At 49.9% G+C, this 18817-nt stretch carries 13 protein-coding genes, 2 tRNA genes and 3 rRNA genes; 2 read left to right on the forward strand and 16 right to left on the reverse strand.

Annotated elements, in window-relative coordinates:
* Nucleotides 1-27: 27 nt before the first annotated feature.
* From H1A11_RS08210 to H1A11_RS08285, 16 genes are all read right to left on the reverse strand, one after another.
* Nucleotides 28-1353: a V-type ATP synthase subunit B gene (locus H1A11_RS08210; protein ID WP_005827389.1), complete on the reverse strand. Its 1326-nt coding sequence runs from the start codon at nucleotides 1351-1353 to the stop codon at nucleotides 28-30.
* Between the two features lie 140 nt (nucleotides 1354-1493).
* Nucleotides 1494-3248 (reverse strand): V-type ATP synthase subunit A, encoded by a 1755-nt coding sequence (locus tag H1A11_RS08215; protein ID WP_117601383.1) that lies wholly within the window; start codon nucleotides 3246-3248, stop codon nucleotides 1494-1496.
* Nucleotides 3249-3267: 19 nt separating this feature from the next.
* Complete coding sequence (locus H1A11_RS08220) at nucleotides 3268-4107, reverse strand: DUF2764 domain-containing protein (RefSeq protein ID WP_138345988.1); 840 nt, start codon at nucleotides 4105-4107, stop codon at nucleotides 3268-3270.
* A gap of 16 nt (nucleotides 4108-4123) precedes the next feature.
* Nucleotides 4124-4714: a hypothetical protein gene (locus H1A11_RS08225; protein WP_117601385.1), complete on the reverse strand. Its 591-nt coding sequence runs from the start codon at nucleotides 4712-4714 to the stop codon at nucleotides 4124-4126.
* 312 nt (nucleotides 4715-5026) lie between these two features.
* Nucleotides 5027-5137: ribosomal RNA gene (rrf, locus tag H1A11_RS08230) — 5S ribosomal RNA — on the reverse strand.
* 73 nt (nucleotides 5138-5210) lie between these two features.
* A 23S ribosomal RNA gene (locus tag H1A11_RS08235) occupies nucleotides 5211-8088 on the reverse strand.
* 122 nt (nucleotides 8089-8210) lie between these two features.
* A tRNA-Ala gene (locus H1A11_RS08240) sits at nucleotides 8211-8284 on the reverse strand.
* 56 nt (nucleotides 8285-8340) lie between these two features.
* Nucleotides 8341-8414 (reverse strand) — tRNA-Ile (locus H1A11_RS08245).
* Between the two features lie 135 nt (nucleotides 8415-8549).
* Nucleotides 8550-10076, reverse strand: a 16S ribosomal RNA gene (locus H1A11_RS08250).
* The 16S, 23S and 5S rRNA genes sit together here with 2 tRNA genes alongside, the layout of an rRNA operon.
* A gap of 723 nt (nucleotides 10077-10799) precedes the next feature.
* Nucleotides 10800-11273 carry an N-acetylmuramoyl-L-alanine amidase gene (locus H1A11_RS08255; RefSeq protein ID WP_181758006.1) on the reverse strand — a complete coding sequence of 158 codons (474 nt, stop codon included), beginning with the start codon at nucleotides 11271-11273 and terminating at the stop codon, nucleotides 10800-10802.
* Between the two features lie 46 nt (nucleotides 11274-11319).
* Nucleotides 11320-11421, reverse strand: coding sequence for a smalltalk protein (locus H1A11_RS08260; protein ID WP_005837396.1), 102 nt, complete (start codon nucleotides 11419-11421; stop codon nucleotides 11320-11322).
* Nucleotides 11422-11576: 155 nt separating this feature from the next.
* Entirely contained in the window at nucleotides 11577-12089 is a 513-nt protein-coding gene (locus H1A11_RS08265; RefSeq protein ID WP_005837397.1) for an HU family DNA-binding protein, read from the reverse strand.
* A 252-nt stretch (nucleotides 12090-12341) separates the two neighbouring features.
* Nucleotides 12342-13721 carry a replicative DNA helicase gene (dnaB, locus tag H1A11_RS08270; protein ID WP_117601285.1) on the reverse strand — a complete coding sequence of 460 codons (1380 nt, stop codon included), beginning with the start codon at nucleotides 13719-13721 and terminating at the stop codon, nucleotides 12342-12344.
* Nucleotides 13711-14367: a hypothetical protein gene (locus tag H1A11_RS08275; RefSeq protein WP_117601228.1), complete on the reverse strand. Its 657-nt coding sequence runs from the start codon at nucleotides 14365-14367 to the stop codon at nucleotides 13711-13713. Before H1A11_RS08275 ends, dnaB begins: the two co-directional genes overlap by 11 nt.
* Before the next feature lie 187 nt (nucleotides 14368-14554).
* Complete coding sequence (locus H1A11_RS08280) at nucleotides 14555-14857, reverse strand: DUF4248 domain-containing protein (protein WP_005831107.1); 303 nt, start codon at nucleotides 14855-14857, stop codon at nucleotides 14555-14557.
* A gap of 319 nt (nucleotides 14858-15176) precedes the next feature.
* Nucleotides 15177-15614: a hypothetical protein gene (locus H1A11_RS08285; protein WP_117974371.1), complete on the reverse strand. Its 438-nt coding sequence runs from the start codon at nucleotides 15612-15614 to the stop codon at nucleotides 15177-15179.
* Nucleotides 15615-16094: 480 nt separating this feature from the next.
* Between H1A11_RS08285 and H1A11_RS08290 the strand changes: the two genes are divergently transcribed.
* Nucleotides 16095-16574, forward strand: a complete 480-nt coding sequence (locus H1A11_RS08290) for a hypothetical protein (RefSeq protein ID WP_117601230.1) — start codon at nucleotides 16095-16097, stop codon at nucleotides 16572-16574.
* Complete coding sequence (gene bioA / locus H1A11_RS08295; RefSeq protein ID WP_181758007.1) at nucleotides 16571-18805, forward strand: adenosylmethionine--8-amino-7-oxononanoate transaminase; 2235 nt, start codon at nucleotides 16571-16573, stop codon at nucleotides 18803-18805. The genes H1A11_RS08290 and bioA overlap by 4 nt, the downstream gene beginning before the upstream one ends.
* Nucleotides 18806-18817: the final 12 nt, after the last annotated feature.

Below are 18817 nucleotides of genomic sequence, written 5' to 3' on the forward strand. Positions count from 1 at the left end.
CCGTAAATCGTCTAATCGTACATTTATTTAGTTTGCTTTCGGCCAGAACTGGTCCACAAGCTCTTTCTTGATATTCACCTCTTCCGGACGGAAATACTTGCCGAACAGACTCCATGCCACATCGAGCATCTCTGTGGTATCGAGGTTGACATCGATGGCCAGTAGCTGGTTGGAGTAGTCCTTGGCAAAGGCAAGGGTACGTTCGTCGTAGTTCGTCAGGTCGAAACCGTTTTCAAGCTTGGTCTTGGCGTTGGCAGCGTCGGCATACAGACGCACGGCGGCATTCATCACCTGCGGATGGTCCTTACGCGTCTTTTTACCCGTAACAAGCTGCTTCAGACGGGACAAGGAACGGAATGGGTCAACGATAACCTTACCGATGTCGCTGTCACGACGGAGGAACAACTGGCCTTCCGTGATATAACCCGTATTGTCGGGCACGGCATGCGTAATGTCGCCACCGGACAGAGTCGTCACCGCAATAATCGTGATGGAACCGCCGCTTGGGAATTGCACCGCCTTTTCGTATATTTTCGCCAAGTCCGAATAAAGGGAACCCGGCATGGAGTCCTTCGAAGGAATCTGGTCCATACGGTTGGACACGATGGCGAGCGCATCGGCGTAGGAAGTCATATCCGTAAGCAGCACCAGCACCTTTTCATTATTGTTCACAGCGAAATACTCGGCTGCCGTCAGTGCCATATCCGGAATCAGCAGACGCTCTACCGGAGGATTCTCGGTGGTATTCATAAAGCTGACGATACGGTCGAGCGCACCGGCATTGGAGAATACGTTCTTGAAGTAGAGGTAGTCATCGTTCGTCATACCCATACCGCCAAGGATAATCTTGTCAGTCTCCGCACGCAGAGCCACATTCGCCATCACCTGGTTGAAGGGCTGGTCGGGGTCGGCAAAGAACGGAATCTTCTGTCCGGACACCAGCGTATTGTTCAGGTCGATGCCTGCAATACCGGTTGCAATCAGTTCCGAAGGCTGCTTACGGCGCACCGGATTCACGGACGGACCGCCAATTTCCACCTCCTCGCCTTCAATGGCCGGACCACCGTCGATGGGGTCGCCAAAGGCGTTGAAGAACCGTCCGGCAAGCTGCTCGCTCACTTTGATTGTAGGAGCCTTGCCCAAGAATACTACCTCTGCATTGGTGGGAATACCTTCCGTACCCTCGAACACCTGCAAAGTCACTTCGTCGCCGGCAATCTTCACCACCTGGGCAAGTTTGCCGTTTACGGTCGCCAACTCGTCATACCCCACTCCGGTTGCCTTCAGCGAACACGTAGCTTTCGTAATCTGAGTAATCTTGGTATATATCTTTTGAAATGCTTTTGTTGCCATCTATTTATTTACTATTTGACAATTTACTATTTACTATTTAAATCTCTGCCATCCTATTCTACTATTTTCCTATCTACAACCTCCGTGCACCTGCATCCGCAAGGCAAATAGTAAATTGTAAACAGTCAAATAGTACATCCTTAGGCTTTCCGTTCCTCAACCAGTTCCTGCAACTGCTTATGGAACTTCTCGTATTCTTCCGACTTGAACTTCGAGTAGTTCATCTGCTTGCAGATGTTAATCATCTTCTTGAAGTAATCCATTACTTCGTTGAAGTTGTCGAACTCAAATTCGGTATGACAGATTTCTATTACCATATTCAGAATCTCCTCCTGACGCTCCATCGGAGTCACGGCATCAACTTCGTCAAAGGCATCCTGCTGCAGGATAACGAAGTCAATCAGTTCCGATTTCCAGAAAGTCACGTGATATTCTACGGGCACGCCGTCGTCACCCAGGATGTTGATTTGCTCGGCAATCTCCTTACCACGCTGCAAACGGGTCTTGATTTCATTCACCTTGCCAATCCAATCACCGTTGATGTGCTTGGTGATATACTCCTCGAATTCAGGGTATTCAATGTATTTGGAATACGAGTCAATCGGATTTACGGCAGGATAACGCTTCTTGTCGGCACGGTCCTGCTCAAGGGCATAGAAGCAGCGAGCCACCTTCTTCGTATTCTCGGTTACCGGCTCCTTCAGGTTACCGCCCGCAGGCGATACCGTACCAATGAAAGTAATGGAACCGGACTCGCCGTTGTTCAGCTTCACATAACCCGCACGGCCGTAGAAGTTGGAGATGATGGAGGACAAGTCCATCGGGAAGGCATCGGGACCGGGCAACTCCTCCATACGGTTGGACATCTCGCGCAATGCCTGCGCCCAACGTGAGGTGGAGTCCGCCATCAGCAGCACCTTCAATCCCATGCTCCGGTAGTATTCCGCAATCGTCATTGCCGTGTAGACAGATGCCTCACGGGCAGCCACCGGCATGTTCGAAGTATTGGCGATGATAATCGTACGTTCCATCAGCTTCCGTCCCGTATGCGGGTCAACCAATTCGGGGAATTCTGTAAAGATTTCCACAACCTCGTTGGCACGCTCACCGCAGGCAGCGATGATTACGATGTCCGCTTCCGCCTGTTTTGAAATGGCATGCTGTAGTACCGTCTTTCCTGTACCGAACGGACCGGGGATAAAGCCCGTACCACCTTCCACAATCGGGTTCACGGTATCGATTACGCGCACACCGGTTTCCAGCAGTTTGAAAGGACGCGGTTTTTCCTTATAGTTGGTCATGGCACGCTTCACGGGCCATTTCTGTATCATGTTCACCCGGATGTCATTGCCTTCGCCATCCGTCAGCACTGCAATGGTATCCTCAATGCTGTAATCACCTTCCTTTGCGATGGATTTCACGGTGCACACACCTTTCTGTTCAAAAGGCACCATGATTTTCAGAGGCTGGAAGTTCTCGTCCACTTGTCCCAGCCAGGCAGCGGCTTCCACTTGGTCGCCCACCTTTGCCAAAGGCACAAAATGCCATTTGCTTCCTTTATCCAGCGGATAGGTATATTGCCCGCGTTTCAGGAAAACGCCATCCATCTTGTCGAGGTCGTTTTGCAGACCGTCGTAGTTCTTCGAAAGCATACCGGGCCCCAGTGTCACTTCGAGCATATGTCCGGTAAACTCGGCTTCGGCCCCCACTTTCAGTCCGCGGGTACTCTCAAATACCTGCACGTAGACCTGGGTACCTACTACCTTAATCACCTCCGCCATCAACTTGTCTCCTCCGGTCGAGATATAACAAATCTCATTCTGCGCTACCGGTCCGTCGACGACGAGGGTCACCATGTTGGCTATTACGCCACTAACAGTTCCTTTTGTTGCCATATATTTTTAGTTGTTTATTTTATCTGAATTCTGCGGGTATCTGCACATCGTCTTTCAAGGCAGCGATAATGCTGCGGAACAGTTGGTTACCCTTCTCTTTATCCAACGAAATCCACCGTTCTATCATCTCCAGCTGTAGCAGGAAGACAAACAGACGTTCCACGGTAAAGTAATCGAAGAATGTGGCCTCCTCCATCCAGTCCCAGCGAAGCTGGTCCAGCTTCTTTTCCCGGTCCACCAGTTCCTCCGTCTCGCTGATTTTCACCAGCTGCTCCAGATAATCCACCTCAGTACCCAGACCGAAGTCACGAGCATTGGAAGTACGCAGAGCCTCGCACACTTCCGTATCACCCACAATCAGCGGAGCAATGTCCAGCTTGAACTTACGTGCTGTGAGCGCCACCAATATATTATTGAGAGTGAGGTTGAAACCAAACCAGGAAGACACAAACTGATTCTTACATTCCATGGCATAGGCGTAATAGAGCGCTGCCAGGCGGTCTTCATACAAGAAACCGTCCTCGGCAGGCAGGCTGAAGTATTCGGAAATGAACGTGGAGAGATAAGATGGGAATACACTGTCAGAGACTTCGTCGCCATCCTTCAGTCGTGAGATATATTCCGCCAGTTCCTCCGACGAATAGTTTCCGCGCGGGTCGATGGCAGCATCCTTATCCTTCAATAGTTTCAAGACATTCGCATTGTCGAATTTCAGATAAAACAAATCTATCAACTTTTTATCATCTTCCGACAAGGCAGGATATAGTTCCGTCCTGAAATCGGCTACTGTATAGCTCAGTTTACTGTCTTCCAGAGTAAGTTCAGGCAAACCGGCTACCAAGTAATAGTATTTACTCATAATCCTGTGGGAGTTTTTAGAACAGCATTTCCACTAATTGCGGACGCAGGAATTCCTTGAAGTAATTCATAAATTCTTCTTCGCCGAAGTTCACCTTGTACGAACCATCGGCAGGCGATACGGAGAACAAGGTTTTGATGCCATTCACTTGCTCAATCTTCACACCCTTGTCCAGCAGGTCTTTCGCCTTCGCTGCGAAATATTTCGTCAAGCCTTCCGCATCCGCAGTAGAGATAACGATTGGTTCGTTCACACTCCATTTGGACGCCAATGCAACGATGAAGGCATTAAGATAATTCTTGTTTGCAGCAAATGCCTTTACATCGGCATTCACAATGTTGTCCGTCACCAACGTAGCGATTTCGGACTTCAGAGCATTCACAGCCTGACCGGCAAACAACTTTAATTCAGATTTTGTATTCTCTGCCAGTTCATCGGCAGACTTATGGGCGGTAGCCACGATAGAATCCGCTTCCTTACGTGCATCCTCTATAATTCTCTTGGCTTCTTCCTGAGCTTTTGCGATAAGTTTCTGTGCCTCTTCATTTCCTTTCTCTACGCCTTCGCGGTAGATCTTATCGGTCAGCTCTTGAATCTTGTTTTCCATATTTGCAGGAGTTATTATATGATTTATATTACAATATTAATTGCGTGATTTTTTCCCTTCCTATTAGATTCACGCCAAATTTACAAAAATCCATTTGATATTGAATAGAAAGAAAGGAAGAAAAGTTCTTGCTCTTCCAAAAAAAACTCGTTTTACACCAACTTTGTTCTGTAATGATAACAAAAGAATGACAAAAGAAGCAGAAAATACGTCTACAACAACGCATGGCAAGGATTAAGGGGAGCAGTTCCGGAGGTATCTAAAACGAACGAAGCCTCCGTATCCTTATCAGACACGGAGGCTTCTTCTGAAAAACGGCGACTACCTACTCTCCCACTGTTACGCAGTACCATCGGCGTGACCGGGCTTAACTTCTCTGTTCGGAATGGGAAGAGGTGGAACCCCGGTGCTGTAGTCACCTGAATAAGGTAGACATGATGCGAAAAAAGCAAAGCATTCATTTATGGCTGAACGTATATACCTCCATACAAGGCAAGGCAAAAAGTGAACGGGCAATTAGTAACGCTCGGCTATGACATCGCTGCCTGTACACCTGCGTCCTATCAACGTTGTAGTCTACAACGACCCTGAGAAATCTAATCTTGTGGCTGGCTTCGTACTTAGATGCTTTCAGCACTTATCCAATCCCGACTTAGATACCCGGCAATGCACCTGGCGGCACAACCGGTAAACCAGAGGTCAGTCCAACACGGTCCTCTCGTACTAGTGTCAGAGCCACGCAAATTTCATGCGCCCACGATAGATAGAGACCGAACTGTCTCACGACGTTCTGAACCCAGCTCGCGTGCCACTTTAATGGGCGAACAGCCCAACCCTTGGGACCTTCTCCAGCCCCAGGATGTGACGAGCCGACATCGAGGTGCCAAACCCCTCCGTCGATATGAGCTCTTGGGAGGGATCAGCCTGTTATCCCCGGAGTACCTTTTATCCTTTGAGCGATGTCCTTTCCATACAGAAACACCGGATCACTATGCTCTAGTTTCCTACCTGATCGACTTGTGAGTCTCCCAGTCAAGCGCCCTTATGCCATTACACTCTGCCGACGGTTACCAATCGTCGTGAGGGCACCTTTAGAAGCCTCCGTTACGCTTTTGGAGGCGACCACCCCAGTCAAACTACCCACCAAACAGTGTCCCCGCAACAGCGGGTTAGAACTCAAATAATCAAAGGGCCGTATTTCAACAGCGGCTCCACGAACACTGGCGTGCCCGCTTCAAAGCCTCCGGCCTATCCTACACATCAATTACCCAAATTCAATGTTAAGCTATAGTAAAGGTTCACGGGGTCTTTTCGTCCCATCGCGGGTAATCGGCATCTTCACCGATACTACAATTTCACTGAGCTCACGGTTGAGACAGCGTCCAGATCATTACACCATTCGTGCAGGTCGGAACTTACCCGACAAGGAATTTCGCTACCTTAGGACCGTTATAGTTACGGCCGCCGTTTACTGGGGCTTCAATTCAACGCTTCTCTTGCGATGACGTCTCCTCTTAACCTTCCAGCACCGGGCAGGTGTCAGGCTGTATACTTCATCTTTCAATTTTGCACAGCCCTGTGTTTTTGTTAAACAGTTGCCTGGACCTATTCTCTGCGCCTCAATTGCTTGAGGACCCTTTATCCCGAAGTTACAGGGTCAGTTTGCCTAGTTCCTTAACCGTGAATCACTCAAGCGCCTTAGTATATTCAACCCGACTACGTGTGTCCGTTTGCGGTACGGGTACCGTAAGGATTAAGTTTAGCGGATTTTCTTGGAAGTATGATTACACGCACTATTGGATTGTCCAGAAGGACGCTCCATACTGTCAGGTTCGACTCTCATTCCGGATTTGCCTGGAACAATCAACATCTACACCCTTCAACGGACTATTCCGTCAGTCCGCGGCGCTGTCACGACTCCGTCTCCACGTCACTCCTTAAGGTAGTACCGGAATATTAACCGGTTCTGCCATCGGCCTCGCCGTTCGGCTGAGCCTTAGGACCCGACTTACCCTGATCCGATTAGCGTTGATCAGGAAACCTTAGTCTTTCGGCGAGGGGGTTTCTCACCCCCTTTATCGTTACTTATACCTACATTTGCTTTTCCACACGCTCCAGCAAGGCTCACGCCTTACCTTCGACGCAGAGTGGAATGCTCCCCTACCGATGATTTCTCATCCCAAAGCTTCGGTAGAATACTTATGCCCGATTATTATCCACGCCAAACTCCTCGACTAGTGAGCTGTTACGCACTCTTTAAATGAATGGCTGCTTCCAAGCCAACATCCTAGCTGTCTTAGCAATCTGACTTCGTTAGTTCAACTTAGTATTCATTTCGGGACCTTAGCTGTTGGTCCGGATTGTTCTCCTTTAGGACATGGACCTTAGCACCCATGCCCTCACTCCTGACATAGAACTGACACGCATTCGGAGTTTGTCAAGACTTGATAGGCGGTGAAGCCCTCGCATCTTATCAGTCGCTCTACCTCATGTCAGTATAAGTCAAGGCTGCACCTAAATGCATTTCGGGGAGTACGAGCTATCTCCAAGTTTGATTAGCCTTTCACCCCCACCCTCAGGTCATCCAGAAGCTTTTCAACGCTTATTGGTTCGGTCCTCCAGATGGTGTTACCCATCCTTCAACCTGCCCAAGGGTAGATCACTTGGTTTCGCGTCTACTCCTTCCGACTATACGCCCTGTTCAGACTCGCTTTCGCTTCGGCTGCGGATCTGAGATCCTTAACCTCGCCGGAAAAAGTAACTCGTAGGTTCATTATGCAAAAGGCACGCCGTCACACTAAAAGTGCTCCGACCGCTTGTAGGCACATGGTTTCAGGAACTATTTCACTCTTCTGTTCGAAGTGCTTTTCACCTTTCCTTCACAGTACTGGTTCACTATCGGTCTCTCGGGAGTATTTAGCCTTACCGGATGGTCCCGGCAGATTCACGCAGAATTCCTCGTGCTCCGCGCTACTCAGGATACCACTAGGCTTCGGTTGGCTTCGCATACGCAGCTATCATGCTCTATGGCTGTACTTTCCAGAACATTCTGCTCACCAACTTTCTTGCCACAACGTGGTCCTACAACCCCACACATGCCGTAACATGGATGGTTTGGGCTGTTCCCCGTTCGCTCGCCACTACTGGGGGAATCATTATTTATTTTCTTTTCCTGCAGGTACTAAGATGTTTCAGTTCCCTGCGTTAGCCTCCCGCATTGCGGGATGATATCCCTTCAGGATATCGGGTTGTCCCATTCGGAAATCCGCGGATCAAAGGTCATTTGCACCTACCCGCGGCTTATCGCAGCTTATCACGTCCTTCATCGCCTCCGAGAGCCAAGGCATCCGCCATGTGCCCTTACTTACTTTTTGTCTTACCGATCACGTATGGTCGATATATACTTTCAGCTTTCAACTTTACTTTTTTTGGTCACATCATGTCAAAGATCGTTGTCAAAGATTAAGGATTAAAGATAATTCCTAATCTTGAGAAGTGGAGAATAACGGATTCGAACCGTTGACCCCCTGCGTGCAAAGCAGGTGCTCTAGCCAGCTGAGCTAATCCCCCTTCACCATTGATGAAAGACCCGCTAAATCGTAACCGGTCGGTCACCAACTGAGAAGTAGTCCCAGGCAGAGTTGAACTGCCGACCTCTACATTATCAGTGTAGCGCTCTAACCAACTGAGCTATAGGACTGTCAGTCAAACCCTCGCCTTACGGCTCGGCTTCTACTTTTCTCGTATATTTTAATAAACAAGTACGCGCAGTACAAGAGGTTCTTATGGAAGCATAACTGCAAGAACCAACGATCGAGTCGAGACGTCACTCCAGAAAGGAGGTGTTCCAGCCGCACCTTCCGGTACGGCTACCTTGTTACGACTTAGCCCCAATCACCAGTTTTACCCTAGGGCGCTCCTCGCGGTTACGCACTTCAGGTACCCCCGGCTTTCATGGCTTGACGGGCGGTGTGTACAAGGCCCGGGAACGTATTCACCGCGCCGTGGCTGATGCGCGATTACTAGCGAATCCAGCTTCATGGAGTCGGGTTGCAGACTCCAATCCGAACTGAGAGAGGTTTTAGGGATTAGCATCACGTCACCGTGTAGCTGCCTTCTGTACCCCCCATTGTAACACGTGTGTAGCCCCGGACGTAAGGGCCGTGCTGATTTGACGTCATCCCCACCTTCCTCACATCTTACGACGGCAGTCTCGACAGAGTCCCCAGCATAACCTGATGGTAACTATCGATAAGGGTTGCGCTCGTTATGGCACTTAAGCCGACACCTCACGGCACGAGCTGACGACAACCATGCAGCACCTTCACAAATGCCTTGCGGCTGATCTGTTTCCAGAACATTCATTTGCAATTTAAGCCCGGGTAAGGTTCCTCGCGTATCATCGAATTAAACCACATGTTCCTCCGCTTGTGCGGGCCCCCGTCAATTCCTTTGAGTTTCACCGTTGCCGGCGTACTCCCCAGGTGGAATACTTAACGCTTTCGCTTGGCCGCTTACTGTATATCGCAAACAGCGAGTATTCATCGTTTACTGTGTGGACTACCAGGGTATCTAATCCTGTTTGATACCCACACTTTCGAGCATCAGCGTCAGTTACAGTCCAGCAAGCTGCCTTCGCAATCGGAGTTCTTCGTGATATCTAAGCATTTCACCGCTACACCACGAATTCCGCCTGCCTCTACTGTACTCAAGACACCCAGTATCAACTGCAATTTTACGGTTGAGCCGCAAACTTTCACAACTGACTTAAGCATCCGCCTACGCTCCCTTTAAACCCAATAAATCCGGATAACGCTCGGATCCTCCGTATTACCGCGGCTGCTGGCACGGAGTTAGCCGATCCTTATTCATACGGTACATACAAAAAGGCACACGTGCCTAACTTTATTCCCGTATAAAAGAAGTTTACAACCCATAGGGCAGTCATCCTTCACGCTACTTGGCTGGTTCAGACTCTCGTCCATTGACCAATATTCCTCACTGCTGCCTCCCGTAGGAGTTTGGACCGTGTCTCAGTTCCAATGTGGGGGACCTTCCTCTCAGAACCCCTATCCATCGATGGCTTGGTGGGCCGTTACCCCGCCAACAACCTAATGGAACGCATCCCCATCAATGACCGAAATTCTTTAATAGCTGAAAGATGCCTTTCAGATATACCATCGGGTATTAATCTTTCTTTCGAAAGGCTATCCCCGAGTCATCGGCAGGTTGGATACGTGTTACTCACCCGTGCGCCGGTCGCCAGCAAAGAAAGCAAGCTTTCTTCCTGATGCCCCTCGACTTGCATGTGTTAAGCCTGTAGCTAGCGTTCATCCTGAGCCAGGATCAAACTCTTCATTGTAAAAGTATCGTGACTGCGCAAATTAAAAAATCAAAATGCGACAGCTTGTTATCTGTTCAGGACGCTCGAATTCAAAAGTTTATCTTTACCTATATAAAATAAGTATTGACGGTTCTCTTGTTTTACCCAAGGCAATTCCCCATTGATAAGGAAAAGCCCTGCTCTTGTACTACTTGTATTGTTTATGTAAATCTGTTCAAAGATCGCTCGTTTCACGATTGCTGTTCTTTTCAGAAAGCGGATGCAAAGATAAGAACTTTTAAGCATATCCTCCAAATATTTTCGGAAGTTTTTTTTCTTTTTTCTTTTCTGTATTTTCAAATCCTTTAAACAAGGATAAGAAAAGCAAAACAAGAAGAATTCTTTTTCTTTGCGAATCGGACTGCAAAGATAAAGAGAATTATTAATAAGCTCCAAATATTTTTCGAAAAATATTTTTATCTCTCTTTATTTCTCTGTGTCACCTTCCACACTTCTGTCTCAGTATTTCAATCTTACCACTTTCCTTCTCTTGGAAAGCGAGTGCAAAGGTATAGGATTTAACAATACAAGCCAAACATATCTATCATTTTCTTTTAATAAAAATGAAACTTTTTTGTAACTTACTGATTCATAAAAGCATTTCGCATGAACAATTTTGAAGAAAGGAAAAAGAGAGAAAATAACTATACATTATATATATACGCGCGAGAGAAAAGCACGAAGAAAGAGAATAAAAACATTTTATAAGCATGCCGGATTGGGTGGTGGCGGTTCTGTCAGTATAGTCGCCGCATCAAAGCAGGGACATTGTTTCACCCACTCTTCCGGCTCTATCTCCCCGTTATGGTTCAGGTCGGGGCTCAGGTCGCGGTGACCGCAAAGCCGGGAACCGGGATAATCCTTCAGCAGCAGCAACACAAGCACACGCAGGGAGTGCTTTTGGAAAAGGGTGCGTGTATCGGCAGGGCGACCGCACTCGTCAAGACCGCCTTCGTAGCAGACACCGATGCTACCTGCATTCCAACCCCGGACATGGGCACCAGGCAGGGACAAGGGACGCAAGGACTTGATGTCACCGTTCTTGCGGATATAAAAATGATAACCTGCGCCGGAGAAGCTCCGGCGCAGGTGGTCTGTCGTCAAGTCGTGCTCCGTATAGCAGCGGTCGCAGCGGGTGGCGGAACAATGGACGACGATAAGATTGATGAATCTCATGAGAATTAAAAATTAGAAATTAAAAATTAAAAGTGAAGGAAACCCGCTACACTGTCATGGCATGGGCGCTCAGGGCACCAATAAGCGCGGAGGCTACAGCGATTATCACTTTCAGAATCTTATCCCAAACGGATGATTTTGTACTCATAAAATTAAGGATTAATGGTTAAGAATTAATGGTTAAGGATTAGTGATTAAGGATTAATGGCTAATGATTAATGGTTAATCATTAGGGATTGATTAGCGATAAACGATTTGCTTGTGTTCATTAACCCTTAATCACTAACCATTAATCATTCCTTTTTATCCCAGCGGATTTTCGCCCTGGTCGCCGTCGTCGCCGGAGCCGCCTCCGGAACCACCGCCTTGATTGCCGCCGCCGGAGCCGCCCTCCTCGGGCTTGTCGAGCACAAAGCCCACATTCGCCGGGCTACGGGTCACGGCGGTACTGCCGTTCACCAGCTTCAACTCCTTGTCGGGGATAAAGCGGATATTCACCTTCGAGATATTGCGTACCGTACATTTGTCCGAGGCCTCCATGCCGGGACAGCGGAACGTCATGTGGAAAGTGCCCAGCTGGTTCAGCTTCACCTTGTCGCCGTTGGCAAGGTTGCCTTGAATCTCCTCCACCAGGGCTTCGATGACGTGCTTCACGTCGCCCTTCGTCATGGCACAGTTTTTCTGAATGGAGGCGGCAAGGACATCGATGTCCACGGTGCCGCAGGTCTTGGGTTTCTGACGGAGATAGTACAACATGGGCGAAGCCGGGTTGCTTACGATTTTACGGCGCTGGAAGCGCTCTACAATTACATCCATAAATTTGAAAAGTTAAGGTTTAAGTTAAGAAAAATGAGTTATAAGAGAGAAGTGGGTAAGGGAAGGGATAGGGCGCCCGAATCAATGATTATTCCTTTTCTTAAGCACATTACAAAGATACAACATTAAGAAGCGGAAGTCAAGTGTTTTGCCATTTTTTTTACTACAAAAAACACGGAGACACAGAGTTTTTCAAGCAATAAGAAAAATCTCCGTGTCTTTGTGTCTCTGCATTCTATAAATTTCCATCCATCACTTTGCATTCCTCGTCAGCCACTCCAATGGTGGTATGTAGTCCACCAGTTTTGTCATGCTTTGGTTATGGTGGAAATAGACTTCACCGGTTTTGCCATTACGGTGCTTGGCTATGATGACGATGCCCAAGCCATCGGTGGGATAAGTACTCTTCTTATCGACGGTCTTGCCGTAGAGGGCAGGGCGGCAAAGCAGCATTACCATATCCGCATCCTGCTCTATGGCGCCGCTCTCGCGCAGGTTGCTCAGGGTGGGGCGATGGTCTATGGTACCGTCGCTCGCCCGGTTCAGCTGGCTCAGCAGCAGTACGGGGATATCCAGCTCCTTGGCCAGCAGCTTTGCCTTGCGGCTTGCCTGCGCCACTTCCTGCTCGCGGTTACGGTTTTTCTGGTCACTCCTCATGTCACATAGTTGCAGATAGTCCACAATCACCATGTCACAGCGATTCTTGCTCTTCAGCAGGCGGGCGGAAGAACGCACGCGGTCCATGCTCGTCATCGGATGGTCGTCTATCAGTATGGGCAACCGCGACAACTCGGCAGACGCCTCATGCACCTGCCTCACCTCGCCGGGTGTGAGCTGGCCGCTACGCAGGTGTTGCGGGTCTACCCCCTCCGTAGCTGCAAGCAGCCAGCGGTCGCCCAGGCGCTCGCCTTGCATTTCGAGGCTGAAGACCACCACATGACGCCCCGCCATGGCAGCGGCACGGGCCAGGTGGAGGGCAAAGGCCGTCTTCCCCACCGACGGACGGGCAGCAAGGATGTTCAAGTCGCCGCGCTGCCAGCCCGCCGTAACGTGGTCCAGAGCATCAAAACCCGTAGGGATACCCGTAATGCCGTTGCATCCGTGCTCCATACGCTGCTCCACCTCGGCCAGCGTGTCGTCCATCAGCCGGTCTATGGAGCGAAGGTGGTCGGCTACGCCGCTCTCGTCCTCCAGCCCCTCCAGCAGTCGATGGGCTTCCACCAGGATGTCGTCAATATCCATCGACTCGTCGGCACTGAACGCCAGCAGTTGCTGGAATCCCGTACGCATGATACGCCGCGTGTGCAATTGCCTAAGGATGAGCGCATGATACTCCAGATGAGCACTGGAGCTGACCTTCGAGCTGATGCGTAACAGTTCGTAAGGCCCGCCCACGGCATCGAGTTTGCCACGGGCTGCCAGTTCGTTCTTCAACGTGATGGTGTCTATGGACTTCGCGCTGCGATACATCGATTGCAGGGCGGCAAAAATTTCCAGATTCTTCTCCTCGTAGAACATCTCGGGACGCAGTTTGTCCGCCACCAGAGGCATGGCAGCGCGCTCTATCATGCAGGCACCGATGACAGCTTCTTCGAGGTCACTGTCGTGGGAAAAAGTAGTTTCAGTCATCATATTCATTTTCAAAAGATTTGTCCGCCAGATAGGTGGCGGCTTGTTTACAATATTTTTGGTTGTTCAGATGGTCGTAATATTCGTCGATGTTGTCCAGTGCCCGCTGTTTCTCGCCTGCCGTCAATTTTTTCCATTCGCGACGGGCCCGGCCGATGTTTACCTTGGGATGCTCGGTGATGTCATGAAACTTTTCCCAGAAGATGCAGAAGTCCTCTCCCGCCCCAGCCACCGGCGCTGCCTTCTTCTTCCGCGGGGCTGCTTTAGGACGGGCATTGCCGGTAAGGAAATCATAATCGGGGATACGGATGTGCATCACGTAGGGGTTGGCCACCCGCTCCACGATACCGGCGTCGAACATCTTGTTGAAGAAGTAGCGCGTACGGTTGCGGGGCCACCCCAATATCTCCATCCAGCGGGCCAGGGAAAGTACGGACTCGCCACGTACACAGTCGAAAAGGTGTCCCCTGACGTTGCAGGTCACCGTGCTGTAGTTGACGTGTGTCAGCACAAAGACAAAGGCTTCGAAGGCATCGGCGGCTTTCTCTCCGGTTTTCATATTCATTTGTTCCTCAAACAAGGCTTTGGGGAAGAGGAGATAGCCTTTCTTCAGCATCTCCGTTGTCATGGGTCTCATTTCTTTTTCCATTTTTGTCTATTCTTAATTCGATAATGCGACAAAGGTAAGGGACCAGCCAGGGGGATACAAATAAGCGGTTAGAATCGGCTAAAAATTAATGAAATACATAAGGTGGCGAGAGAGGGTTTCACCTCATCCTCCACCACCCTATATAATAATATACTAAAATAATCAGAATGTATTAGAAATACATTCTCTATTTCGCATATTTTTTAGAGACCAGAAGATACGGATTTTTCACGGTCATATCCTTCACGTGGTCGGGCATCCCCCAGTAGCTCAGGAGGATGCCTATCTGTACGGGGGTGAGGTGGGCAGTCCTGGCGGTATAGCCCTGGTCCGTCAGGTCCTTCAGCAGGCAAGCGTGTTCCGCAATGGAACGGCGCAGGGCCTTTACGGCCGAGCAGGCATACGCGTAGTTTGGGTAATAGGCCACTGCTACATCTGCAATGCGATGGCATCCCTCGAGCAGCCATTCAAAACTTTGTTCTTTTATCATTTTGCATATATTTATTAATAAAACATGTTGCAAAGTTAGAATGGGAGGGAAAACTGGGAAAGTTCGAGTGGCAATAAGAAAACTTGCTCAAGAAAAATGAATGTGTCAAAACGGTTGATGACACACCCTCACTGTCTTATTGATAAAAGCAACACTTTCATACTATAGTAGTGAAGCACACATTTTGTGTATTTCATGCAACTTATCGGTCAGCGATTTTTTTTAAGAGAGACAGCCATATTATATCTCGCCTGCCTATTAACGAGGAGTTCCGCACTAATCCCTAAGGCTGCTTCTACCATAAGAGCGAAGTCACTGGTTACATCTCCCTCTCCCTCTTGAAGTACCCCAGCACCGTGGCCGGTGTAAGACAGCAGCGTTCCACGCTTTTCAGGCGGCTCTGAAAAGTATATCGGGAGCATAGCACAAGGCAGAACCAAGTATAGTTCAAGCTACGGTGCAAGCGGTGCTGAAGGTGGTCGAAAAAACGGGAAACACGGGCAAAGAAGCTAGCGATACGCTCGCGGGGGACAAAACGGGAAGGCTGTGCGGCAGCATTGCGGGAGCGCTTGGCGGTACGTTCCATCTGTGCAAGGGTATACTCCAGTTGCTCGATGTCATTGCGGGTGTTCTCCATGGTTTGTTCCAATTTCTCGCGTCGTGCCTGCTGCTTGGCATATCGTTCTTTTCTGTCAGCGATTCGATTTTTGAGGTCTTCTGCGGTGAGGTTTATTCCTTTGTTCTGGATTGATTTCATTATAAACGTCTGTTTTATAGTTGTTTGTCTGTATATAAGTTCACGAAAACACATCATCCGTCTGCACCGAATGCATAATGCATAAAGGGCAAACGGATGATATATCAGGAGCAAATGTACGATGAATATTGCAGATAAAGTTCTTAATGACCATTAAGTCTTGTTATAAAACATGATATTATCTACTGCAAATTTGGAGATTATCAGAAAACACGTACCTTTGCAATGTGTTTTTCATAGTATTAGATTTAAGGTTAACAAAAGATTGGCTGTCTGGGATAGATAGCCTTTTTTTATGCCCATACCATTCAATTCATCCAATTAGCCTCAATTTCACTTTATACAACCTTCCAACCCACTAAAGTATTCTTAAGTCCAATTTGCGCGTTTTTTTCATGCATGACCATTACCGTTATGAAATTATTTTTTCTACATTTGCATCTGCTAAAAGGAAACAAAACCGCATCAGGCAGAAAAAACATGAGGAATACATCACCCGCCGCACCTACCATCCGCTTCCGCCGCTGGAGCAGAAAAGCCTACGCTGCATTTGCCAGCATAGGGCGGTGTGTCACCATCGGTTGCCTGCGCAAAAACGTGGCAGACAGTTCTCTCTCCAAACAGAAAGCTGCTGGAACTGCCGGACATGCCGGATGCAGGGAAGAGAGTGCCTGGAGGGGTAAAACGGAAGGAAGGAAAAGCGACATCGGCATTCCGCTGGGTAGCAGCAGCGCCCTGACAAGTATCCTCACGGAGCTTGGAACGAACCGACACATTCTTTTTGAAACACAAGTCATCCGCCCCTGCGGAAATACGGGCGGACAAGACACACATAGCCTGAAACAAAAGAGAATAAGAGGTACGGATTACTGGAAGCCATGCAGCAGAATGACGAGCTGCACCGCCCCGGCAATCCGTACCTCTGTCTTTATCCATGAACATAACCCAAGAAAGATATGACCCTACAGAAATTAAAGGAACAAGTGCTGCGCGGCAGCCACATCAGTAAGGAAGAAGCCGAATGGCTGGCTGTGCAACCAGACAAGGAAGCGCTATACGAAGCTGCCCACGAGATAACCCGGGCCCGAGCCTCGGAGGAGTTCGACATGTGCTCCATCATTAATGCCAAGTCCGGACGATGCCCGGAAAACTGCAAGTGGTGTGCACAGTCGTCGCACTACAAAACCCAGGCAGACGTGTACGACCTGGTGGACAAAGAAGAATGCCTGCGGCATGCCCTGCATAATGAAGCCCAGGGCGTGGCACGTTTCTCGCTGGTGACCAGTGGACGGAAGCCCTCCTCCAAAAACATGGAGAAACTGTGCGAAGCCGCCCGGCACATGCGCCGGCACTCGTCCATCCAGTTATGCGCATCACTGGGACTGCTCAACGAAGACGAAATGCGGGCACTGCACGACGCAGGCATCACCCGCTATCACTGCAACCTGGAGACAGCCCCCTCCTACTTTCCCCAACTGTGCAGCACGCACACGCAGGAAGAGAAGCTGCGTACCCTGCAAGCCGCCCGCAACGTAGGCATGGACATCTGCAGCGGCGGCATCATCGGCATGGGCGAGAGCATGGAGCAACGCATCGAATTCGCCTTCACACTGCGCGAGCTGGAAGTACAGTCCATCCCCATCAACCTCCTGAGCCCCATCCCCGGCACACCGCTGGAACGGCAGGCACCACTCAGCGAGGAGGAAATACTGACCACCATCGTCCTCTTCCGCTTCATCAACCCGACAGCTTTCCTCCGCTTTGCCGGAGGACGCTCGCAACTGAGCAAGGAGGCCGTGAAGCAAGCGCTGCACATCGGCATCAACTCCGCCATCGTGGGCGACCTGCTGACAACACTCGGCTCGAAAGTGTCGGAAGACAAGGTGCTGATAGAAGATGCCGGATACCGGTTCTGCGGCTCGCAGTTCGACAGAGAGCACCTATGGCACCCCTATACCTCCACCACCAACCCGCTACCGGTGTATAAGGTGAAGCATGCCGAAGGCGCCACCATCACCCTGGAAAGCGGAGAAACACTCGTAGAGGGAATGTCGTCGTGGTGGTGCGCCGTCCACGGGTACAACCACCCTACGCTGAACCGGGCGGCAGAGGAACAGCTGGGCAAGATGTCGCATGTGATGTTCGGAGGGCTGACACACGACCCTGCCATTGAACTGGGACAGTTGCTGCTACCGCTTGTCCCGCCGTCCATGCAGAAGATATTCTATGCCGACTCGGGCTCGGTGGCAGTAGAGGTGGCCTTGAAAATGGCCGTGCAGTACTGGTATGGCAAGGGAAAGGCGAAGAAGAACAATTTTGTGACTATCCGTTCGGGCTATCACGGGGATACATGGAATGCCATGTCTGTCTGCGACCCAGTGACGGGCATGCATTCGCTGTTCGGGGCATCATTGCCGGTGCGCTATTTCGTGCCGCAGCCGCGCTCGCGCTTCCACGGCGAATGGGATGAACGGGATACGGTGGAACTGCGGAAACTGGTAGAGGAGCATCACGAGGAACTGGCAGCGCTTATCCTCGAACCTGTGGTGCAGGGCGCTGGCGGCATGTGGTTCTACCACCCCCAGTACCTGCGCGAAGCGGCACAGATATGCAAGGAACATGGCCTGCTGCTGATATTCGATGAGATAGCCACGGGCTTCGGACGGACGGGAAAACTCTTTGCCTGGGAGCACGCGGGTGTAGAACCGGACATCATGTGCATAGGAAAGGCCATAACGGGCGGATACATGACGCTGTCTGCCGTACTGACGACGAATGAAGTGGCGGATACCATCTCCAACCATACGCCGGAGGTGTTTATGCACGGACCCACCTTTATGGGGAATCCACTGGCATGCGCCGTGGCGTGCGCTTCGGTGAAGCTGCTGACCTCGCCCGAATACGACTGGCAAGGCAAGGTGACTCGCATCAGCCGGCAACTGCAAGAAGAGCTTGAACCGGCACGCCGATTGCCGCAAGTGACGGATGTACGTGTGCTGGGAGCCATCGGGGTGATTGAGACAAAAGACCCCGTAGACATGGCGTGGATGCAAAAACGCTTCGTTGAGGAGGGAATCTGGGTACGCCCGTTCGGAAGATTGGTATATCTGATGCCTCCGTTCATTATAGAACCGGAACAGCTGAGGAAGCTGACGGGAGGGTTGATGAAAATTATACAGGAAATGAATTGAGAGGATAAAGGG

Source organism: Bacteroides sp. CACC 737 (genome assembly GCF_013874375.1).
Taxonomy (GTDB): domain Bacteria; phylum Bacteroidota; class Bacteroidia; order Bacteroidales; family Bacteroidaceae; genus Bacteroides; species Bacteroides uniformis.